The organism is Paenibacillus xylanexedens (assembly GCF_007680605.1).
In the GTDB taxonomy this organism is placed as follows: Bacteria; Bacillota; Bacilli; order Paenibacillales; family Paenibacillaceae; genus Paenibacillus; species Paenibacillus xylanexedens_B.
In genome coordinates this window covers 168371-191650 of the sequence record NZ_VEIO01000007.1, presented here as the reverse complement: position 1 = coordinate 191650, position 23280 = coordinate 168371, and the positions used below count along the sequence as shown (strand labels likewise).

General features: G+C 46.9%; 18 protein-coding genes. 4 read left to right on the top strand and 14 right to left on the bottom strand.

The features are described from left to right. The 6 genes from FS818_RS23420 to FS818_RS23395 all read right to left on the bottom strand — a co-directional run bounded on the left by FS818_RS23420 (position 1) and on the right by FS818_RS23395 (position 5345). On the bottom strand, positions 1 to 408 hold the full coding sequence (locus FS818_RS23420) for a hypothetical protein (RefSeq protein ID WP_145335191.1): 408 nt from the start codon (positions 406 to 408) through the stop codon (positions 1 to 3). Between the two features lie 254 nt (positions 409 to 662). Continuing rightward, complete coding sequence (locus FS818_RS23415; protein ID WP_145335189.1) at positions 663 to 1385, bottom strand: amino acid ABC transporter ATP-binding protein; 723 nt, start codon at positions 1383 to 1385, stop codon at positions 663 to 665. After that, positions 1382 to 2038 carry an amino acid ABC transporter permease gene (locus FS818_RS23410; RefSeq protein WP_145335187.1) on the bottom strand — a complete coding sequence of 219 codons (657 nt, stop codon included), beginning with the start codon at positions 2036 to 2038 and terminating at the stop codon, positions 1382 to 1384. Before FS818_RS23410 ends, FS818_RS23415 begins: the two co-directional genes overlap by 4 nt. An 18-nt stretch (positions 2039 to 2056) precedes the next feature. Beyond that, positions 2057 to 2854 carry a transporter substrate-binding domain-containing protein gene (locus FS818_RS23405; RefSeq protein ID WP_145335185.1) on the bottom strand — a complete coding sequence of 266 codons (798 nt, stop codon included), beginning with the start codon at positions 2852 to 2854 and terminating at the stop codon, positions 2057 to 2059. 306 nt (positions 2855 to 3160) lie between these two features. After that, on the bottom strand, positions 3161 to 4057 hold the full coding sequence (locus FS818_RS23400; protein WP_145335183.1) for a response regulator: 897 nt from the start codon (positions 4055 to 4057) through the stop codon (positions 3161 to 3163). Then, entirely contained in the window at positions 4029 to 5345 is a 1317-nt protein-coding gene (locus tag FS818_RS23395; RefSeq protein ID WP_145335181.1) for a sensor histidine kinase, read from the bottom strand. The genes FS818_RS23400 and FS818_RS23395 overlap by 29 nt, the downstream gene beginning before the upstream one ends. A 248-nt stretch (positions 5346 to 5593) precedes the next feature. Here FS818_RS23395 and FS818_RS23390 point away from each other — a divergent pair, with 248 nt between their 5' ends. Continuing rightward, positions 5594 to 6091 carry a DinB family protein gene (locus FS818_RS23390; protein ID WP_145335179.1) on the top strand — a complete coding sequence of 166 codons (498 nt, stop codon included), beginning with the start codon at positions 5594 to 5596 and terminating at the stop codon, positions 6089 to 6091. Positions 6092 to 6181: 90 nt separating this feature from the next. Here FS818_RS23390 and FS818_RS23385 read toward each other — a convergent pair whose 3' ends face one another. The 4 genes from FS818_RS23385 to FS818_RS23370 all read right to left on the bottom strand — a co-directional run bounded on the left by FS818_RS23385 (position 6182) and on the right by FS818_RS23370 (position 12468). After that, positions 6182 to 7162, bottom strand: a complete 981-nt coding sequence (locus FS818_RS23385; RefSeq protein WP_145335177.1) for an SMI1/KNR4 family protein — start codon at positions 7160 to 7162, stop codon at positions 6182 to 6184. A 213-nt stretch (positions 7163 to 7375) separates the two neighbouring features. Continuing rightward, positions 7376 to 9001 (bottom strand): rhamnogalacturonan lyase B N-terminal domain-containing protein, encoded by a 1626-nt coding sequence (locus FS818_RS23380; protein WP_145335175.1) that lies wholly within the window; start codon positions 8999 to 9001, stop codon positions 7376 to 7378. Between the two features lie 259 nt (positions 9002 to 9260). Continuing rightward, positions 9261 to 9878, bottom strand: coding sequence for a hypothetical protein (locus tag FS818_RS23375; RefSeq protein WP_145335173.1), 618 nt, complete (start codon positions 9876 to 9878; stop codon positions 9261 to 9263). A gap of 118 nt (positions 9879 to 9996) precedes the next feature. After that, entirely contained in the window at positions 9997 to 12468 is a 2472-nt protein-coding gene (locus FS818_RS23370) for an S-layer homology domain-containing protein (protein WP_260984794.1), read from the bottom strand. A gap of 207 nt (positions 12469 to 12675) precedes the next feature. On the opposite strand from FS818_RS23370, the gene FS818_RS23365 reads away from it, so the two are divergent. Both FS818_RS23365 and FS818_RS23360 read left to right on the top strand, forming a co-directional pair. Beyond that, complete coding sequence (locus tag FS818_RS23365) at positions 12676 to 15015, top strand: AraC family transcriptional regulator (protein WP_145335169.1); 2340 nt, start codon at positions 12676 to 12678, stop codon at positions 15013 to 15015. Between the two features lie 20 nt (positions 15016 to 15035). Continuing rightward, complete coding sequence (locus FS818_RS23360) at positions 15036 to 16691, top strand: extracellular solute-binding protein (RefSeq protein WP_145335167.1); 1656 nt, start codon at positions 15036 to 15038, stop codon at positions 16689 to 16691. A gap of 354 nt (positions 16692 to 17045) precedes the next feature. Here FS818_RS23360 and FS818_RS23355 read toward each other — a convergent pair whose 3' ends face one another. The 3 genes from FS818_RS23355 to FS818_RS23345 form a co-directional block, all read right to left on the bottom strand. Beyond that, entirely contained in the window at positions 17046 to 17228 is a 183-nt protein-coding gene (locus FS818_RS23355) for a hypothetical protein (protein ID WP_145335165.1), read from the bottom strand. Beyond that, a complete protein-coding gene (locus FS818_RS23350) occupies positions 17225 to 17896 on the bottom strand; it encodes a hypothetical protein (RefSeq protein ID WP_145335164.1) in 672 nt (223 codons plus the stop codon). The genes FS818_RS23355 and FS818_RS23350 overlap by 4 nt, the downstream gene beginning before the upstream one ends. Before the next feature lie 291 nt (positions 17897 to 18187). Beyond that, on the bottom strand, positions 18188 to 20341 hold the full coding sequence (locus tag FS818_RS23345; RefSeq protein ID WP_260989954.1) for a TerD family protein: 2154 nt from the start codon (positions 20339 to 20341) through the stop codon (positions 18188 to 18190). 425 nt (positions 20342 to 20766) lie between these two features. On the opposite strand from FS818_RS23345, the gene FS818_RS23340 reads away from it, so the two are divergent. Continuing rightward, complete coding sequence (locus FS818_RS23340) at positions 20767 to 21882, top strand: hypothetical protein (RefSeq protein ID WP_145414572.1); 1116 nt, start codon at positions 20767 to 20769, stop codon at positions 21880 to 21882. 139 nt (positions 21883 to 22021) lie between these two features. Here FS818_RS23340 and FS818_RS23335 read toward each other — a convergent pair whose 3' ends face one another. Beyond that, positions 22022 to 23167 carry a response regulator gene (locus FS818_RS23335; RefSeq protein WP_145335159.1) on the bottom strand — a complete coding sequence of 382 codons (1146 nt, stop codon included), beginning with the start codon at positions 23165 to 23167 and terminating at the stop codon, positions 22022 to 22024. Between the last annotated feature and the right edge of the window lie 113 nt (positions 23168 to 23280).

The window sequence follows — 23280 nt, the reverse complement described above, 5'->3', positions numbered from 1 at the left end:
TTACCTATCGGGCACTACCACCCGGAATGGCGCGTGCCCTGTTTCCGCATGAAGAAGCTGTGTGGGTTTACGCAGACGCAGACTGCAGATCAGTCTAAACACGGCCCGTTTCTGTTCCACCTCCACCAGCATAACATCGATCCATAAAGGAACCAGCGGGGCATGCCAGCATAAGAGATCCACAGCCTCATCCACTGTAAATTGTCGATGCTCTACATTCTGCGGAGCAAGCACCACCAGTCGCATCATCTCGTCTGCACCGTTCAGCGTTTTGTCCAGTTCGGAAGCAGGCTCAATGAGCAAGCCAATCTCTTCATACTCCAGTTGGTCCCGCTCCCTAATCTCTTCGATGGCCTGTAGCAGATGTGCTCGGAAGATCACTTTATCCATCTGAGTTATTCGCTCCATAAACCCATGCCCTCCCTGGTCGTGATATGTACTGACGCTACTGATGAATCTATATATATGTTTAAATGGACACTCCAACTTATAAGGGCTTTTATAATTATTATGCACAACAGCAAAAATCCCCTGCAAGCAACCCTGTTCAAGTTCATCATATCAGATGTGCTCAAGTCCATGGTTTGCCCGCAAGGGATATGTTCTTTTATTTTTGATTATCGGAGAAAAAAGGTAGCCTTTTCTGCCTTCTCTTCTGCGCGTTACAGCACCTTACCCAGAAATGCCTTGGTTCGTTCATGACGCGTATTCTGAAAAAGTTCCTCCGGCGTGCCTTCTTCGACAATATAACCGCCGTCCATGAAAATCACCCGATCCGCGACCTCACGGGCAAAGCCCATCTCGTGTGTCACCACAATCATCGTGATCCCTTCATGCGCAAGATTTTTCATGACTTGCAGCACTTCCCCAACCATCTCGGGGTCCAGAGCCGAGGTTGGTTCATCAAACAACATCACACTCGGATTCATCGCGAGTGCACGCGCAATGGCTACACGTTGTTGCTGTCCACCGGACAGCTGATCGGGATAGGCATCTTTTTTCTGAGACAGCCCTACCTTACCAAGCAGTTCCATTGCTTTTTTCTCATTTTCGGCTTTGCTCAGCTTCCGGATATGTTTGGGTGCCAGCATGATGTTCTCCAGCACGGTCAGATGCGGAAACAGATTGAACTGCTGGAATACCATGCCTACATTGGTGCGAAGCTCGTCGATGTTGGTCTTCGGAGAGGTAACCTCCACCTCGCCAATCATGACCTTGCCTGACGTGACCTCCTCCAGCAGATTGAGGCAACGCAAGAACGTACTTTTGCCAGACCCCGAAGGGCCGATTACACATACCACTTCTTGCTCCCGAATCGTTGTGGAGATATCCTTCAGTACCTCGTTCGCACCAAACTGTTTCCTCAAGTTCTCGACAGTAATCATCGGATTGCATACCTCCTTTCAATAAATCGGGAAGCCCGGGATAACAGCACGATGATGATCAGATAGAATATGCCGACAACGCCCCAGATTTCAAATGCCCGGAAGTTGGAAGAGATAATAATTTCCCCGGTCTGCGTCAACTCTGCAATACCTATGGCTGATAACAGCGACGTATCCTTGATGGTAATGATGGACTGGTTTACAAAAGTAGGAATCATACGCCGGGTTGCCTGCGGTAGCACCACAAGCCACATCGTTTTGAAACGACTTAAGCCTAGAGATCTTGCGGCTTCATGTTGCCCTTTGCCAATAGACTCAATCCCTGCACGGAAGATTTCCGAGATGTATGCTCCAGCGTTCAAGCTAACCGCAATAATTCCTGCCGTCATGGCTGGAATACGCATATCCAGAAACACCGGCAGACCGAAATAAATGAAATATACCTGCACCAGTAGAGGTGTGCCACGGATGATATCCACATAAAGCGAGGCCTCCAGTCGCAATAACCGATTCAGGGAGGTGCTCATCAGGCCGGAGATCAGACCAATCACCATTGCAAAGATGAGCGAGATCACAACAATTTTCAACGTAACGACCGTTCCCTCTAACAGAAGAGGCAGTGCGTCCAGTATGACTTGCCAGGAGGAATTCATCCGTACCACCGTTCCTTTCTACTTCGCTGCTGTTCCTAGATATTTTTCAACGATCTTGTCGTATTCGCCGTTTGCCTGCAATTTTTTCAATCCGTCATTAATCTTCTGCTGCAATTCAGTATCGCCTTTAGCTACAGCAATCCCGTAGAAGTCACCGTTCAAGCGGTCGCCAACGATTTTAAGTTTGGAATTGGGGTCCACAGCGATTTTATAAGAAACCACCGGGAAGTCTTCAAGTGTCGCGTCTGCATTTTTATTTGCTACTTCCTGATACATGGATGGGCTATCATCAAAATATTTCACGGTTGCGCCATAGGTCTTCGCGTATTCATCAGCGAGATTCGCACCTGACGTTCCCTTTTTGATCGCAATCGTTTTACCTTTCAAATCCTGTGGGCTTTTAATGTCGTTGTTATCCTCATTCACGATTAAGGACAATCCGGCTTGATAATAGGGTTCTGAGAAATCTACAACTTTTTTACGTTCATCCGTGATGCTGATGCCTGCGATTGCACCGTCCAACTGATTTGCTGTGATGGCTGGAATAATACCTTTGAAATCCATCGGCTTGATCTCCACCTCAAAGCCTTCTTCTGCCGCAATGGCATTCATCAGGTCAATGTCGATCCCAACGTATTTTCCATCCTTCTGAAACTCAAACGGGGGATATGTTGCATCCGTACCGAAAGTATATTTTGTTACTGCCGTTCCACTTGCAGACTGGGCACTGCTGTCTTCTCCCGATTTTGCTGCGCCGCAGGCACTAAGTGCCAGAGCGAGAACTGAAGCCATAACGATGGATGCTACCTTTTTCATGGAAAAACCCCTTTTCCTGATTAGATTGGGATCGACCGAATCGATCATTTGTATTTATGTACGTATTGTATTTCTACACCTACACAAACTTACGCAATCCTACACAATTTATTAACAACTTATGAAAAATAAATTAACACAATGTTGTTTTTGACTACTTTTTTGTACAAAAATCTAAATATTAATATAGAAATCGCTTATTCAATGTAATCTTATATAACACAAAATAAAAAAGACCCTCGAAAAGGGCCTCTAGAATTCTGAATTACACATACCTTGCGCTGGGAATTTCATTCACTTACTGTTTTAGCTATTTATTTTCTCTACCGTCTCCATGTAGAACACTTGCAGGAATTTCTTGATGTTCACCTTGCTCTTGTTGTCGCTCGCCTGCTCTTCCTCCATCGCCCTCATCTTCATACGCACGTCCTGAAAATCAAAATAAAGCGGCGCATAATGTTCAAATTTATGATTGCTGTAATCCGTAAGTCCGATGGACGCCAGATTTGTCAGTGCCGTCAGAACCGTTCTACGGATGCGTTGCTCCATCGCCTTGCACTCCTTCTCCACTTCCTTGGGCGTTAGCTTGTACTTTTGAGCCACAGCTTCATAGGATTCCTTCAGAGGCGGCAACTCGGAGGCCTGCTTTTGCTCAATAGCATACTCCATCAAAGCTACGATATCTTTGCTCCCACTCTCACCGATAATGCCCAGATCCATTAATATGCTTCGCGCCGAATCACGCACCGTTCGGGTCTGAGCAGGAGCCGGGGCCTCTACCAGATTGAGCCGAGCCATGGACTGTTTGATCTCCTGCACATAACGCTCATACTTCCATTGCTCATTCACTTTATTGAGCACATGTTCTACTTCGACCCGGTTGATCGGTTTGTGAATGAAGAACTCAATCCCCTTCTGGTAGGCCGCTTCCACCATCTCTTTGTTGACGACCTGTGAGATCATAATCAATTTGCCGCTATAGCCGCTCTGCTTCAGGTTCGCCACGGTTTCAATCCCGTCTTGATCTGGCATCAACAGGTCGATCAATACAACATCGGGTCTGAGATCCAGAATCATACCCTGTCCTTCCAGACCCCCTTCAGCCATGCCCGCCAGCTCTAAGGTTCCACTATTCTCAATAATATCCTGTAGCATGCTGCGGCTCACCACATCATCATCCACGATCAGGATCGAAAGTGTCATGGGCATCGGCCTCCTTCATTAGATTGACCCTGGGGATCGTGACTGTGAACACAGTACCTCGTCCGGATGGAGCACCTGCTACCTGAATCTGTCCTTCCAGCGACTGAACGATATCACGTACATGGGACAGGCCAATCCCTGTGGCAGCAATGCCAACTTCATTAAACTTGGTCGTATAACCGGGTTCAAAAATAACCCCGTGCTTCGCGTCAGGTACACCTTTTCCCGAATCGGTCACCTCAAAACGCACATCCGCATCCTGTTCAAACACCCGTACTTGAATCATGCCCTCGTGCTCAATCGCCTCAACGGCATTAGCCAGCAAGTTATTCAAGACCGTAAGCAGCGGAATATAATACGGTGACTCGCCTTCAAACTGCTGTTCGATTTCGATCATTACCTGTTTGTTTAACATCTCACTGTATTTGCGATTGGCCTTACCTGCAAAATGCACCACTTCCGACAGACTCATATTAACCGCCTTCTCGTTATCATAAAGCTTCAATAATCCGGCCAGAATGCGCTGCGAATCCTTCTTCACTTCATGAATCTGTTGAGCAATGCCCAAGGTTCGCTGGCTGTATTCGTTCATGTCCTGCTCACGCAGATCCCGATAAAGCTCATAACTGTTAGCCGTGATGCCTTCAATGGTATTCATCGCTTTTTTCAGGTAAAAGACCTCACCGTACAGTCCCGAATTCACGCTTAACATCTGTTCCATCCGCTTTTCCTGTTCTGCATGCAGGAGCCTGATCTGTCTAACTGCAAAACTGTTATACAGCCCAATGACAAAGTAACTTCGCAGACCGCCCACAATTAGCAGATACAGCCATTCACGCATATAAAAAATATTCGTCCCGCTTAGCACACCTCGCACGAATAACTCTACCAGGTTAGAGGAAAAATCAATACCGGTGATAATGCCGCTGAGCAGTAGCGGAGGAATCTCATGAAAACGGCGCTTGATTTTACTCAGCCCATAGGCAAATACCACATAATACAAACCCGCTCCCAGGTTATCCCGCAAGCTTTCGAGCATCGATAAGTTGTGTATATGATGAATCAGGTCAGCCGATTGGAACGCTATGCTCGCTAGCCCCGTCAGAATCCCTGTTTTTATATAAGATAAATGGGGCATAATCATCAGCAAAAATAAAAGAATGCTGACCCCGAGGCCGATCCGGAAATAATCTTCCCGAAAGGGATTAATTTTGAACTGTGCGCCTACGGACGTAGCCAAGGCAACGGCAACCATCTGCACATTCTCGTTTTTGACCCAATTGCGCATTCCTTAATCCACCTACTATCGCAACGTTCACAAGCCCTTACTATAAGACTCGCGCTTCTGATGTTAAATATACTAACATACGAAAGAAACATTAGGAATAATTAAAATTTGGGCAATAATATGATCTTTGATACAAAGTAACCTAAAAAAAGATGGAGGGTGTACCTCATTTTAATTTCTCACAATTTAATTGTATAATGTATATAATGACAGGTCAGAGACCTGTTTTTCAGAGAGGAAGATTGCACATGTCAGATGTTAATCAAAGTTTTGGACAAGCCCTGGTGAAATCCCTGGTTGGAGAGCGCGGACATATTCGTATCGCCAAAGCACTACCGGATATTGACGTGGAGCTTGCAGGACGTACACACGATGCCATGCCTTATACCATCTACCAATTGGTCAAACATATGCATTACTGGCAGCATTTCATGCTAGAGCATGTGGAGGGACGTAAGCCGCAAATGCCAGCGAATGTGAGCGAGAGCTGGCCCGTGGAGACAGGCCCACAAGATGAAGCGACATGGAAAGAGGATATTCAGGCGTTCCTGAGCGGTATTGATCAAGCGGTATCCATCGCAGAAACGGCCCAGTTGAATGATCCGTTGCTCTATTTCCCAGGAGAAACCAAGGGCGGATTATTGCGTAACATTGCCTCACACAACTCCTATCACCTGGGCGAAATCGTGCTACTCCGCCGTTTCTATGGCGCATGGCCGCCTCCAGGTGGCGGTTTCCCGGCATAATCGTACAGCACAGATCAACGCTTTATCTATCCTGCATTGTAGACGAGAAGCCGCAAGGGTCCAGCCCCTGCGGCTTCTCGTCGATGTGAATTAAACTTCCGGTCGCATTAACCCTTGAATAAACGTCTCAAAGTTCGGTGCGAGGGGAGTAATTTTACGATGTTCTTTATCTACGTACACGACCTCCGGCTCACCATCATTGCCGAAAGAACGGTAGTCCAGCATGACAACCCCTGCTTCAGAAGGTGATTTGGCAATGACCACACCAATTTCGGGATACCCGTCACGTTCAATCACAGCCCAGCTACCCTCTGCACCGCATAGCGCATGGCGTTTCTCGCGACCGATACCTAATATCCCCTCAATCTCGACATACCCGGTCTCTCCCGAATCTTCATTCGTCACCGGGAAAAAACGGTTATACGGAATGCCGCCGTTATGTTCCTTCATCATCTCAATGTAAGAGACCGGCAAACGGAATACCAACTGCTCCTCCACCGATTCGATCAAGCCATCACTTGGTGGATCGGACACATACTGCTCCAGAGCCAGCTCGCTATCATTCCAGAACTCACCCGATACCGGGACGGGTGGATCAACATGCACTACAGGTATCGATGAGATTACCGCAGGTGACTCTTCGTCTGCTGTCTTTTCCAACGTGTGATCTTCATACTCTTCACCCGTAACGTCCTCATCACTTTCCTCGTGTTCATCTTCCTCATCCCTGTTGCGAATCCATCCCAGAAACTCCAGTGTATCTTCATCCCCAGGCTCCAGCTCGTCGGACCGTTCAAACGCTTGCTCTGCCTTGTCGTATTGTTCCAGATAGTAATAAGCCAGTCCAATCCGGTATTGCCAGAGCGGGTCATCCGCTCCCTCTTCGGCCACGGTCAGGAATTGCTCCACAGCTTCTTCATATCGCTCCAGATTGTTTAAGGCCCTGCCCAAGTGATTCACCAGCTCATAGTCTCTCTCTTCTGCAGGAATCTCCTGCACCGCTTCTACAATCTTCTCGTACTCATCTTGCTCATGCCAAGTTTCCAGCTTCTCCAGTAACTCTTCGTTCATCATCGTGCCTCCGTTCCTTCTTTTCATCATTATGTATTGAAAATTATACCACTATACGGAACCGCTTCTCCAGCGAAGAAGGAAACGGTCTACACCCCTATGGCGTTTAACATTGAAAAGCATAAAAAACGTAGCCCGACCTCATGTTATCCATTCAGTCAGGCCACGCAAGCTATAGCTTCCTCCGTTAATCCTTAGATAGTTAATCCTTCGTTAATTCAGCAGTTCCACGCAATCGTACACCCAACCTGCACTTAACCAGTTGCCCAAATCGCTGGAGCCGCTGATCGGTGTAATGGTAATTGTATTGGCACCGTTAACAAAGTGTGATGCGGGAATATTCCAGCTAAAGGTAGTGTTATTGCCACGGTACGTGCCGATGGTGAAACTGCGTGAATTAGGCTGAGCGGAAGGAGCTGGGTTACTTAATGTGCGTCCATTAATAGTTACACTTGGTCGCCCATTAATGTATGCAGCCGTAATACCGATGTTCAGCACATGTGCGGAGGATGCCTGTGCAGCATTCAAGTTAAAATTCACCGTTGTAGGTGAGTTCTGACCCCGGAATTGAATAGCCGGAAAACGGTTCGTTGCACTGCCTGGAGTATACGTCACCGGCCCCCAGCTTGGGTTGCGACTGTCGGAAGGATGACGAATCGGAATCGTCTGTCCGTTCAGGAATTCCCGTGGTGTCCCATCCCAGTTCCCAATCCGCCAGATGCTGGAGGCCTTGCTCGGATCATTGTTGATGGTGCGGGTATTCACCGTTGTAGTTTGTCCCGCATTCACGTTCACATTTTCCGTGTATACGGCAAGCTCACCTTTATACACCGTCATGGTATATGTTCCCGGAATCATGCCGTACTTGGTAGCAGCCCCGCTGGCCGACGCATTTGCCCAATACTGAGCGTTGCTGTTCGCAAATCCAATCGTGTAAGCGTAACCTGCCTCCATGCCCGAAAGTCCATTCAACACCAGATTACCTCGACTGCTCACCCATCCTTGCAGATTTAATCCTGACATCCAGCTAAAATCAGGTGCGGCAGGTGTTCCTCCAGTTGTAAAAATAAGTGCATACGGCCCATGCAAGCCGAGACGCCAGTTCTCCGTCTGGGCATGTCCCGAGTTCATGTAATTATAGACTTCCGTTTCAGAGCCGCTTTGGAACTGAATATCACGGAAGAAAGGCCCGCCCGAGCTTTTCTCCCGGTTGCCGTACGCCATGAATACACCTACTCCGTTGCCCGTTACCCCTCGGACAGACAGATCTTTCGCCTGATCGTTACCATAATATTTGGAGGCCGATTGCCCATTCGAGAATCCGAATACATCCTGACTTTCAATCGCCCCCGTATTACCCCGGTTGTTCGAGTTCATCGGCACACCGGTCAGCACACTCCCATTGCCGCGGAAAATATAACGAAGCTCACCAATAGACGGCTGTGCCGTAATATGGGTCGCCATATAGATGATGTTCTCGCCGCCGCGCGAAGCATAATAATGCGTTAATGTACTGGTAGAAACAGTGATTAATACCGTTGAACCCGAAGGTGATCTATTCCACGTCACATTCGCGGAAGACCCTAAACCTGAACCAATATGTGATCCTCTATTACTGTTCAGCTCCGTTCCGTTCATCTTGGCCGAGATGATATCTCCATTGGTTTTGTTGACCACATACGCAAGCCCGGACCCGGTATTTACCTCGATTCGGGAACCATTGTCTGTCACCTGAATCGTGGCTGCATGGCTTTTTGAAGCAGGAAAAGCAAAAACGGAAGCAACCATGGCGATGAACAGCAGCATACTCGTCCACTTTTTTACCAAACGTTGATTCATGTGAATATCCCTCCTGATTATAATCACATTATGAAGCGCTTACATTTTGATGTATGCTCAACCTCTACGGTGGATTTTGATGTGCCACATCGTTTGGTGTGTACCTCATAGTTGCAATACTTCGTTGCGCATTAACCTCCTTTCCCAAAACACCTTTTGATATCATTTTCTTACAATAACATTATTATAATACCATTATATTACATATACATACAATGGTAAGCCTCTCGTCCCTATCTTACTTGAATACTTCTTTTTCTTATTTGGTGTCCATTACAAGCTTGTATTGATCAAAAATCCAGCCACTCCTGATCTGCTCGGCAGCCTTCTTGCTAATACGAACAGAAGGTTTTTGCACCCGCAACCCATCTGGTTCAGACACCGAAAACCGCAGCAGTTTTGTTCTGTTTTTAATCTCGCTCACCAGTTCTTCGTACAACTTATATATGGAAGGCCGCTGTTCCCGGATATCTTCATACGTATACTCTGTTCCTTCGCCACTTTCGGCTTGAATTCGGATATCTTTGGGGAGCGAAATCATAATGCTAGGCAGCTCATCCACAGCCCATTGCTCACGATAAGGGAAACTGATGCCTTCATTTCTGACGAAAAACCCAGCCATCCCCTGATCCATAGCAAGTACGATGGAATATACAAAGTGCGGGAAGTAGTCCGCCACCTTCTCATTAGCTACATAGTAATCATAAAATTGCTCATATGCCTGAAGCACCTGTTGTTTGTCATATGAGGTCTGGGCATAGTTCGTTGATACAAACGAAGCTTCTCGATCCTTAAACAGCTCCAGGATCTCGCCACACTCTTCCGGTGTAATCCAAAACTTGATTTTATAGAATCCGCTATTAGTCAGTCGACTCAAGTTCTCCCCGCCCTTTACGTAAGTTATATTCGCACAAAAACCGAAACGGCTCGCATATGCGAACCGCCCCGGCAATCTTGATCAGATCCAAGTAGGATGAGATGTGATGAGATTCTAATTACAGACCTGCGATCAACGATTTGATTGTGCTGTCACTTTCCAGTGCACGGATAATGATCGTTACCGCTTCAGCGCGAGTAGATTTGCCATTAGGCGCGAACTCGGAAGCCGTCAATCCATTGACCAGCTTCGCGGATGAAGCAAGTTCAATCGCCGCAGCTGCCCAGTTATCGGATTTCACATCGCTAAAACTGATCTTCGTACCGATTGCCAATGTGTTCAGATCCAGTACACGAGCAATGATGGTAACCATCTCGGCACGAGTGATCGTTGCGTTTGGCTTGAAGGAGCCATCCGCGTACCCACCGATTACACCCTTATCTGCCAGAGCCCCGATATATCCAGCAGCCCAGCTTGTATTTGTATCTTTGAAGCTGTTCGCTGCTTTATTCTCGCCAAGGCCAAGTGCACGAGCAATCATCGCTGTGAATTCAGCGCGCGTTACAGAGGCATTTGGCTTGAATGTGCCGTTCTCATATCCGTTGATGACACGCAGTTTCAATGCAGCATTAATATTTTTATTCGCCCAGTGTGTAGAGATATCACTCATCGCCATTGGTTCATTTTTCGTTGCTTCAATCGCTGCATTTACGTTGTTCAAAACGTCAGTTTGGCTGACAACATCCGATTTGAACGGATTTGTCGTTACGCCACCCGGATTTGTAGTATCCTTAACAGCAAGGACAACACGGTCATTTAGATACACAACCTCAGTTGTATATTGGCTTGGCAGACCTTTCACCTCTACCGATGCAAATTTACCATTCAGTTTGTTTGCATCAAATTTGATCAAAGTGAAGTTGCCTTGTGCAGGTACATAATTGTTGTCAAAGTTTACTTGCAGCTTACCATTCGCATTCACTGTACCTTTGACATCCAATACATCACTCGCAGTACTCACATTCAACTCCAGTGTTCCGCTTGAGGCTTGTGTGAAATCACCTTTAATGTTCCATTTACCTTCAACTTTCTCTGCAACCGTACCGCCATTATTCATGACAGAGCCAGCACCAAACGCGTTAGCTGAATCACCTTCCAATGTACCTGCCTTAACCTCAGTACCTCCTGAATAGGTGTTGTTACCTTGCAGATGAAGAACACCACTACCTTCTTTGGTCAGCTTGCCTGTACCAGAGATGTCATTACGCCATACGTCTTTGGCGTTGAATCCACCTTTCGCCGCATCCATAACTACCGTTACATCCGTGTTAAACGCACCATATCCATCTGCCGCCGCGAACAGGTTAAGACGTCCCCAACCTTCTGGATCGTCCAGTACCGGATAACCTGATGCAATACCTGTAGTCGCCAGTACCGCGCGACGTTGTTGATCGTTCAGGTAAGGCTGTCTTGTTTCAAGCAGTACTTCCGCACCTTTAGGCACCTGCACTGCCTCTGTTGTGGAGCCGATTTGCGGGAATCCATACGTCATGCGCTCTGTGAATTCGGATTTGTTGCGAGCATAATTGGTAAAGCGGTCTTTACTTATGCCCGTCTCTTTCAAAAGAATTTCATGTGCTTGAGCATACGCTTGCTCTTTCAGCTCTTTGTTATCCGGATCATTCAGTGCGGATGCCGCAAATGCTGTTGCCAGCACACGGCCGCCCATCACATCCAGTGGGGAGTGCATACCGGCTACGATTCGGTCATCACCCATTTCAGAAGCGCGAGTCATCAGCTCCTGGTAACGTTCAGGTACAGCGTAAGCAAGTGCGATGGCTGCGAGATAGGATGCATTCGTATGACCGCTCGGGAAACCACCGTCCGTCTCCGGTTTGCTGCTCTGCACAGCAACCAGTGAAGGTACGATCAGTTGTTGACCCTGCCAGCGGAACGGGCGTTTATACTGGTAGAACATTTTCGCCTGTTGTGTTGAAGCGTAATCACCACGAACTTTGCCGATCAGATCAACCATTTTCCCCAACTCGGAATTGGAATCTCCTGCTTTATTAGAATCATTTTTATCCGAATACTTGGTTGTCGCTGCATCTGCCGGAATACTTGTAATGGAAGTGAATGTACCTGACTTTTCCCGATACACACCAGCCAGTTTTCCCAAACCTTCCACTGCGCCATATGATTGGTTCGTACGATCCGTATAGTAGGCAGCATCCTCGTCCGCTTTGGAACGTGTTTTAGCACGCTGTGCCACATAATCAATGTTGTAGTCCAATACGGCGCTGTTCAGCTTGGTACCATTATCCCACGCATTTCCTGGTGTCCATAGGTCGAGGAACTTGGATAACGTGCCGATCGCCGGATTGCTGGATACCGTCATATTATCCGGTTTGTTATTTTTGTACGTGTCTACGAAGTAACCCCATGCCGGTTGTTTCGGTAAAGCCACGGTATCATTATTCTGTGCTGCGAGTGCAGCGCCTGGTGCAATAGAACTTGTCAGAACGACCAAACCTAGAGCAGCAGTGAACAATCTTTTCTTGTTTTTGTTTGTAGCAACTTTTGTTTTCAAATCATGTCGACTCCCATCGTTTAATAGTTGGTCTCGGTTCGGTCTCAATGTAGCATTGTAGCCGTAAAACCAGCAATAAAACAATTTCGTCATTGTATCAATTTCGACGCAATATCATAAATCCTCAACATTTTACATGAAGTTAATATAAATCGTGAACCTTGCAGAATGTGGGTAGTGTATAATTTGGGCCGGGAGGAATGTTTGATGAAAAAGTGGAGCTCTGCATGGGCGGGACTAGCCCTGTCATATGGTTCAATCGTCATCGTTATTGTGCTGCTGATCTGCTCATTTTTCTATATCTATTTCTCACGCAGTTACAATGAAGAATTAAGAAATAAGAATCAGCTGATTCTTGAAAATACAGCACGTACTATCGAAGGAACCGTACTCAAGCGGGTGCAGCAGATGTATGTTGACCTATCTCTTAACAAATCAGCCAACATTCGTCTCTTTGCCGATCAGGAAGATCGAAACGGATTAAACCAGGTGGTTGATCTGCAAGAACTGCTCAAAGCCAAGGTTGCCGCCAATACCGATATTGTTCAAGGGATTCATCTCTATTATCCTGCACGTAATATCATGCTCTCCTCGCTCTATGGACTACGCTATAATGCGGATCAGAGCGAAGGGTCTGTGTATTATGCGGACTGGCTTCAGGAGATGCGCACCAGTAAACATAACAGCCTGTGGACGCCAGTACGCCATATTCCAAAGGACATTTTCTCCAGTCAGACAAGCGGGAATACCAATGGTTTATTTACGTATGCGCACAGTTATCCTTTTCGCTCAACAGGGGAAACCAGTGATGTCATTATCGCCATAGATGTCAAAGAAGAGGCCGTGAATACCATCATTGAGAATATGATGCCTTCCCAGTATCAACATACCGTGATCGTTAACGCTGCCGGGAATGCAGTGAGTCGATTGCAAGAACAAAGCTCCGGACAGTCTGATATGTACACCGCAAGTCTGAAAAAGACGCTTGAGCTAGGCCATGCCAAAGGTAGCTTCGACGAGAAGATTGGCGATGCACCATATGTGGTTTCCTATCAAACGTTACCATCCACTCAGTGGATGATCTACAGTGCTACGCCATCCAGCTATTATTATGAACAGTCCATCATGATCCAGAAACTTATCCTTGGGATCTGTCTCATTGCGCTGTTGATCGGGCTGATCTTATCCGCTGTGCTTGTACGCGCGAATTATAGTCCGATCAAACGACTGGTGGGCCGCATTAAGGATCTTTCAGGAACTGCATCTCATCAGGTTACCAATGAATTTCGCCTGATCGACAACGCCTTCCTTCATCTTAAAGAACAAGTGAATCATCTCGAAGAGACTGTACATGCGAACAGTGCGGCTGTAAGGCACAAAGCCGTGCTTAACCTTTTGCAAGGTAATCCGGAACACAGGCCATGGAAACAGGAACGTGCTGCTCTCGGTATCGCAAGACAATACAAGGAATACTGCTGTATGCTGATGAATACCGGTTCAGCCATTGCCGAAAGTGGATCATCCAAACAGCCGGAGACCATTGCCAAACTGATGCATGGGCTGGAGTGTTTGTCCTTGCAAGATAGCCGTCTCATTGCAGAAGAACTGCCAGATAAACGATTTGCCGTCATTCTATGTACGGATGTGGCTTCAGAAGCATTATTGGACAAGTTCGCCGAGCTGCTACTTGCAGAGACACGTCAACAACTGCAACCAGACATTCAACTGTCTACAGGCTGTTGGGTCAAGGATCTCCGTGATATCCATCAGAGCTTCAACGAAGCGCAGGCCTTGATGAAATATGCCTATCTTTTGCCAGAACTGCACATTCTGAAAGATCATTCCCTGCTTCAGCGTGAGCACAGCCTGGACGAAATTCCGCAGACTTTGCTGGCCAAGTTCAGAGACAAACTTCAGAGCAGGCAACTTGATGAGGCTGTAAGCACCATCGAACAAGTGGTTGAACTTATGCGGGAAGGAGAATTCCCTGCGGATTATTGCCATTTTATCCTGTCAAATATGGTGTTTATCTACTCGGATGCAGCCAAGAACGTGCGGTATAAGCACCCGCTACAGTTCGGACACCCTGATCTGTATCACGAATATACGAATCTGCATGATATATTGGCATACCGCAACTGGCTGACAGCATCGATCACCACATTTATAGAAGAAACCGAGAATCGCAACAGTGATCGAGCCGTCTCCACCATCGAACTGGCGAAGCAATATATTGAAGCCAATCTTTCGAACGACCTCTCGCTTGAGGCTGTTGGAAGCAAAGTATTCCTTAGTCCCAAGTATTTAAGCAAGCTCTTTAAAGAAGAAATGGGTGTCACCTACACCGACTATGTAACATCAAGGCGGATGGAGCAGGCCAGGCTGTTGATTGAAAACAACAACATGACCATTGACCGGGTCGCAAGCTCGGTTGGTTACGGCACAACCGCCTATTTCATTAAACGTTTCAAAGAAATGTACGGCTGTACACCGGGCAACTATGTACGCAATCTCTCTTCGGCGGCAATATCCGAGGCCGGATCATAAGGATGAGGAGGATGGATCGGATGAAGGTGAAGGAACTGAAGGCCGGAGCGAAAGTTCCTTATCGCTATCGGGTATTTCTGACTACGGCCCTGCTGACGTTGGCGGGCGTTATTCTTGGCGGCTGTAATCTGCTGACCGGACCCAGTGCTGTAGTCGAATCAGAGCTGAACGGCACGCCATCCTCTCCTTCGGGCAAAGCCAAATATCACATCTCGTGGACGTTGCATCAGAATCTGCCCGTTCCGCAAGATGCCGAGATGTTGAAACAGGTGGAAGAGCAATTTGGTGTAGATCTGGACATCTGGAATATGGAAAACAACAAATATGAGTCGCTTCTCGATATGAAGCTGGCTCAAGGTAACATTCCCGACCTGTTCCGTATCCGTCAGCCTCAGGATTTGTTGAAATATCAGCAACAAGGGGTGCTTGCCGAGATTCCGTTGGAGACGCTGAAGCAATATGCCCCAAATCTCATGCGTATCATCCATGAACAAGCCCCGGCCTATGAAAATACAGGAGTTATAGACGGGCAGTATTACGGCATCCCTGTCATCAATCCAACGAACATCTACCGTACACCGGTGGTATATCGGCAGGATTGGCTTCACAAGCTGGGTTTGTCCGTTCCTCGGACGCTGGCGGAATTCGAGAAGGTTATCTATGCGTTTACCTTTGATGATCCTGACGGCAACGGCATCCAAGACACGTATGGTTTGTCCAGCGAAGGCATGAATGTGGTATTCGGAGCCTTCGGTCAGATTGTTTTTGCAGATCAGCTATACTTCGGCACGAAGGATGGGAAGAAAGTTATTGGTGCGTTACAGCCCGAAATGAAGGAGGCACTGACCTACCTGCGGAAATGGTACAAGGACGGTGTAATCGATCCCGAGTTTGTCACTGGCGAGAATAAGGGCGGTTACAAACATCTGTCCCATGCGTTTATTAACGGTAAAATCGGGATGACCTCAATGGGTAACTACTACCACTGGATTCAGGATGGCGATTATGAGGATTGGCACGTTGAACGTGACGGTAAAGTGGTGAAAAGCCCAGTCCAAGCCACTTTTAATGTAAAAGAATTAACGGGCAAGTTCCCTGAAGCTCGGGTTACTTTAGGCCAACCCTTCATCGGGCCTCACGGACAACGCGGTTCGAAAGGCAATGACATGTTGATGAGCTTCACCGCAATCGGAGCAGATGCGGTTAAAGAGCCGGGCAAGCTGGAGATGATCCTGCGTATTTTGGATGAGGTTAGTGCAAGCCCTGATCCAGATAAAGCAACAAGCATGACCTATGGCGTGCAAAATAAACACTGGGTCTGGACACCGGCCGAGCCGAAAAACATTGTCATTATGCCACCGTATGACACCATGTTCGGGTATCAAAACACGATTGGAGCCAACATCGGTATGACGGTTCCGTTGAAAGAAACAGGAGAACGGGAACAATGGGCTTCAACGCTACACCTCGATCAGGACGGTATTTACAACGCGCTGGAGATCGCTACACCCGCTCTGGCTAAATACAGCGATTCGTTAATCCGGTTGAAGAACAAAGCCTATATCTCGTTTATTACAGGTGAGCGACCACTCCGTGAATTCGATGAGTTTGTACAGGAGTTCATGGCTGCAGGTGGTGCAGAAGTGGTGAAAGAAGCGAATGCGTGGAAGCAGTAGGGAATGCGGATTGGAGGGAGTTTCTCGCAGGCGTGCCGGGGCGGCTGTCAAGGGAAAGTGACGCAACATACAATTGTGAGAAATCCACCATTTCGCTCCGCACTCTCGGGCTCTAACGATCACCAGTAACCTTATTGGGCTGATTTCCGCACATTTAGAAATGTAACGATCACCAGCGACCCTATTCTTGCCAAAATGAATCACAGACGACAGTTTTCCGCTGAAAAAACCCAAATAGGGTCATCTGTGATCGTTAAATTTTCAAACAGGCTCAAATGCTCCAAATAACGTTATCTGTGATCGTTAGCCGCGTCCAAAGCTGCGGGGACGGGAGCTCAGCTAACTTATGCATCTCTAGACCAGCTGAGGGAGAAGAAGCAATAGACTACACAACATCACCGTCAGAATTGCAAAACAAACTCCAGCCCATATAACATATTTTTTGGGTGCCTGAGGATTAATCACTTTACACATAAAGTAAATAAAGAAATAGCTAATCAACGCAAACAACACCAGAATGACAGGGGTAATGGTCATATTTCACGCCCCTCCTTCTTGGACACCGTCAAATATGCCCAATCTTCTCCACGCTTGATTAGACTGTTTCCATCCTCTTGAAATTTGATGAACGCCTCGTCATACTGCTGTTTCTGCGCTTCACTTAGACTCGCAACGTATCGTTGTCTCGCCAGTTCAAATTGTGCATCTGTCCCATAACGATAGTAAAAATAAGGGCTGAAAATTCTATTTGCCTCTATCACACCTTGAGGATCAGATATCAGTTGCTCGATTAACGGAATCTCGTGTTGCTTGATATAATCCGTCATGGATAGGAGGCTGTTCCTAAATGCCTCTTTCCCGAATAATTCATACCACTTTAGCTCCGAATGCTCATAGTAACTCTCCAGTAGACCCGTGTATGACTTATGCTTATTATGGGTAACTTTACAATGCAACATGACTTCTATACTCGCTCCTGCTGTATTATGTCTATTGGCCTGCAAATAGAAGGATATCAACAATTCCTTCGTTTTCTTCTCGAGGGCTTTGCGGGATTTGACAATCTTGAAGCCAGCGAGTGGCAACAAGTCCTGCAATGATTTTAATGTGAACTCGATCAACTCCGTGGAAGATGACTGCTCGTTAAATGCATACTGGCCGAGAATGGAATCCACGCTTGTATTTTGACTTGAGTTATTATTCATGTAGATCAGGTCACTCCTTTGGGCAGTTCTTTGAAAAAGAAAGCAACAACCCCTTATAGTCACGCCAAGGTTACTATACAATGGAACTCATCGTCAAATGAAGTCATGTTAACATGACTCTCCCATTATCTGTTCTTCTCATTTTCTGGTCAGCCCAAAAAGAGCAGCCTTATGACTGCTCCTTCTTCTCCAGTTGCGCTAGTTGTGCTTGCACATACATACTCATAGACTCCCAACACAACATATCTCTTCGAAACGCCATTTCACTCCAGCCCATGCTGGATCTGCAGATCAAGCCAGATATTCCGCCATAATCTGCTCGATATCATACGGTGTCACCCCTTCATCGACCGCATAGATCGTATCGGCCTGCTCCTTCGTATCTACCAGTTCACCTCTCGCCTTGGCATGCATCATGAACAAGTCATACAGGTGAGGTTTGCGTAATGAAGTCATCGCCTTCCCCATCAGTACGATGCCTCCCCGATTGCCTTCCACATTGTTGTAATAGTCCGGGTACCTCGTCAGCGCCATATCCGTCCAGATGATCGTACGGTCGACCAAATCCAGAATGACGGGAATGGCAATCTGCGTATCAGCCGTAATATCGATCTTGTTCTCCACCGTGGAAGGCTCATAGATTTCGCCCGATCCGGGTTTCTTGCGCATCATCCAGCCTGCAAAACATTCCGGCAAATTACAGTACGGATGGCTGGTAAAGGAGTGAAGTGTGGTCACCACATACCTTCCGCCATAATTCACAATCGAAGGGATATGCAGATCAATAAACTCACTCGCCCCATAAGGTGCAGTCACAATATCCCCGCTGTGGACAGCCTTATATTTAACAGACTTCAGATTCGTATATGAGATATGTTCAACATAGTTCCAGTCCTTGTCATACATGATCGCAGACAGGTCAATATCCACACGCCCTGTAGGCGTGCCGTCGACCTCGCCCTCTTTCCACCAGCTGAAGAAACGAATCGTGTCGCCCTCCCCCATCGGAATACGGCTTCCTCTCACAATCGTACGTAAGGCTTTGCTCGCGGAACGCTGTGAAAAAGGCACCAGATAATGCTGCAGCCGCTCATCGACATACGTCTTCCCGAGCGAAGGGAACGCAGCGAATCGTGTGATCAGAGCTTGCTCGCATAATTGCACCACTTCCTGACAGACAGCTTTGTCAAGCTCCGGTAGCTCATTCGGGATGCCAACCGCCTTGGCCACATTGCCTTTCGGAAAAAAGACCCGCATTTTTGACGCTTCATTCCGCTGTGCGAAATGCTGTCTCACCTGCAATAACACCGGCGTGGACACCTGAGCAGCCACCTCTCCAAAAGCAAGCAGCACATATTCTTCATTGTCTGTGATGCGTAGCATATGATCCAGCTTCCGTGCAAATTCACCCGGACGCTGAGACAACAGGTCGATCAGGCTCCAGATATTGCGATACTGGAATGCCAGTTCAACGCTACCGTTAAAGGTTGAGAACGGCTTGTTATTTCGCAATACATCGAAGGCGGCCTGGCTACGCGGATACCGTAGCTTGTATTCGGATGGATGCAAAATTTCGCCCAGCCGAATCCAGCGATCCTTGTAGCGCAGCATATCCTCCGTGATGGAGCCGCATTGCTCCAGCAGGCTGAGGAGCAGGCGGCGCTCACGACGTTTGAATTTACGAAAAGGCGTGGCGGTTGCCAGACTGACGTCCCCCTCCGACCAGGATACTGCCAGTCGGAGCACATCGCTTGCCGTTTTAAAATAAGACCCGATACGTTCCATGCTTGCCAGTTCATATTTCAGCAACACCGCAACGACAAATCCCACATTCTCCTTAAATGGAATCTCCGCAGGCAGTATGGTCTCGACCTCACTCGGATCAGCGTATTTCAATGCTTGTTGGATATCTTTTTTGTCGGTATCCGAGATGGAACCTTTCGCTTCGATTAACTGACGGATCAGCTTCTGGAACGCTTGCTTGCTCCCCAGATCAATGATTTTCAGCTTCGTTTGCTCCACGAAAGGAGACCGCACACCAGCAGCCATAGCCGAAGGTTCGAAATCACCCAGCGTATGATGTGTCAGGTAATAAAAAACGGCGTTCAAGTACAGCTCCGCTTCGTCCGCTTCCATCACCTGCTCCGGGAATCCCGCATACATCGGTTTGTACTTCACATGGGCACCGACCATCACTTTAAGGTCTTTGACCAGCTGATCGACCAATGCTGCAAATTGTTCTTCGGACAGCGTCCGTAGTGCCTGCATCAGCTCAGTGGAGAAGGTAAACCCCAGTGATTCTATATTTTTGAGCGCAGTCGCGAGAACTTTCTTGGACAATGGATGTTGCCGCTGTTCGCTCGGTTGAATCATCAATTTGCGCGCTCTGCGCACATAGATACTATTCATTTTTATATTGCTGTAATCTACGGAATTATTATTCATGATCAAAGAGTCCAGGAGAGCCATATCCCTAATTAACATTTGGTGGTTAGCTTGAGAAGGAAGGAATATGATAGCCTGGACGCCTCCTCTCTGATTGGAAATCTTCAGGAGAGCGGCGACCCTAGAATCTCCAATGATGTGTAGAAGGAAGGATCGCCATAGCCTGAAGGCCAAGAGTTCGAAGTGCCGAAGTTCGTCACCCGAACCTTTGGTGAACTCATCATCTCAGATTTTGGCATCCATGAGCAGGGCGAAAGTATTACGACATGATTTATATGGAAGGAGTATTCAAATAGCTGTCGAATAGGGTTCAATACTTATTTTTGAAATGAGGTTATCTGAAAATGAAACTCCACACTTTATATAATGATTATATTCGTATGAAGTTCTCTCTCCCTTTGGAATCCGTAGATGGTGACATGATAATGGCATTTGGTCAATATGAGGATGACAGTGTAGCTTTATTCTTTAATGATCACCCGGAGGAAACCTTCTCAGGCTGGATCGTCCGATTACGCCCGAAAGACCCCTACTATGGATCAAAGCCGGACTGGAAGCCCGTATTAGCTGAAACGTTTGAGCAACTTAATGTATATGATGAGATGATTCTATACTACCTGTTGTTCACGATTAATAGCACACTGTCCATCAACACACACAACACCTACAGCGAGATGAATGATGTGATGAAAAAATATAGCTTCCTCCAGCTGTCCCATCTGCATGACACAACTTGTTTAAACGTTGCACAGAAGCAGTCGCTGCGCGATTTTTTCTTCTTTATCTATCTCTACGCTCATCCGGTGAATGATGAGACTTTATACGCTTGCTCATGGGATCAACAACGTTTGATTCATAGCAAAACGGGCATTCCACTCAAGGATTATTTCGCTACTTATTACGATCACTACACCACACATCGCGACGAATACGCGGATCAAATCATGATCTCAGCAGAAGAGATTCAAGCCTGCAAAGCATTAACTCTGGAACTGTTACAGGTTATCGAGGGCCGTTCCCCCAAGTTAATCATCCCTTCTGTAAAAGGTTTGGAGCCAGTCATTGAACTCATTAACGACGTGGATGGAATGCTCAAGCTGTACAAGGATGATCCTTATGCATTTTGCCAGATCATTAGAGATCTGCTCGCTGATGCCATGATGGATGTGTCGCTTGAAACCAATGCAGGTGCTGGTACTAAAGCGAATAGTGACACTGATACCGATACCGATGCCAATGCGGATACATTGGGAGTTGCCGCCGAGGGTGCTTCGGAGAACTCCAGTTCATATCGTGATTACTGTTTAACAGTGCTGCTTCAAAATTACGCTTCATATATTCTGTTTTTTGATTTTAACGAGATTCGGGTACTCATAGACGCTTTCAAGGATAACCCTAAGGAATGCAGTATTATCATCAGCAAAATGTTCACAGATACCATCTTTCTACAGAAGATCATACGCCAGCAAAATATTGATCTGAACGAGTATCCCGAGGTGACCCGATTCTTTGATGAAAAGGCTAGGGAATGGTTTCTGTAGTATCCATACAACGAGATACAATGGGTAACAAATGCTCTTGGCAGTCTTATTAGCATAAAAAAACAGCCTCATTCATGAGGCTGTCACAAGGTACCACACGTTTATTTTTCATACGCCATATATCCTAATAAGCAGATGCTCACATATTTCGAGTTTTCCATTCCTGATACCATGATTCCACTTCGGGACCAGGATCTACTCCTGCCTCTTGTTGTAATGCTGCTGCCAACTGATGATACTGAGCAACCACCGGGTCTTTATTGCCTAACCGATCATACAACTTCATCAAAGAAAGGCTGACCTCCTCCATCATCGGATCAAATTGCTGCATCTGGTGGTACAACATTAGAGCTTCATTGGGGTGTCCCGATTCAATGTAGTATTGCGCCAGCTTCAACGCATGATTCTGCCAGAGCGCATGCAATCGCTGACGTTCCAGCTCCGCCCATGCGTAATCATCCTCACCGAAATACTTGCCTTCATATTGATCCGAAACATATCGATACTCAGCAAGTGTAGAGGACGATAATGAAGGTAATCGGTTAAGACGGTTCTCCCACTCTTCCGCATCAATCCGGAGTTCACCCGTTTCCAATAGATAACCGAATTGTTGATAGCGTACCGAAATCCGGTCCTCACCCACGAATTCGTTCAGCATACCGCGTAAGCGATGAATACCGCTGTGCAGGTTCGTTATACCTCTCCTCTCATCGAGCTCCGGCCATAACAGCTCAAGCAGGGTGTCACGCTTGATCGGTTTATTGCGATGATGGAGCAAATACGCGAATAGTTCTCTGATTTTGGTCGTTCTAAACTTCAGGTGTTTGGGCGCTTCATTCGGATGCAACTGCACCTGAAGCATGCCTAAGCAGTGAATTACCATTCCTTGCTCTGCTGCGTCTTCGATCACGTCCATCTGTGCCGGTACAGCTCTGCGCTGATACATCTTCATCGTTTTATCCAAACGATTCCGTGTTACGGGTTTCATAATATAATCCAGCACTTCAAGCCCGTAAGCCGTCAGTGCATGTTCGTTATAGGCCGTTGTGAAAATAACTTCCGTTCTTGGAGATACCTCATGAATTCGCTCAGTTGCTTCGATTCCATTCATACCCGGCATCTCAATATCCATGAAAACGAGGTCAGGCAGATGTTGCTTGATTTGCTCTATCGCTTCTTCTGCTTTCAAAAAAGTACCGATGACCTCGCAATCGTCTCTCTCGACTAACAATTTATTTAACCTGCTCAGAGCGAGATTTTCATCATCTACCAAAATCACTCTCATATGCACAGCCCTCCGACTCACTTGATGATCCATTAATCAATAATTTTACCATAAACTTTGGATTGCGAACGCTATCAATTTGGTAATACGTCTAAAATTCCAAATAAAAAAAG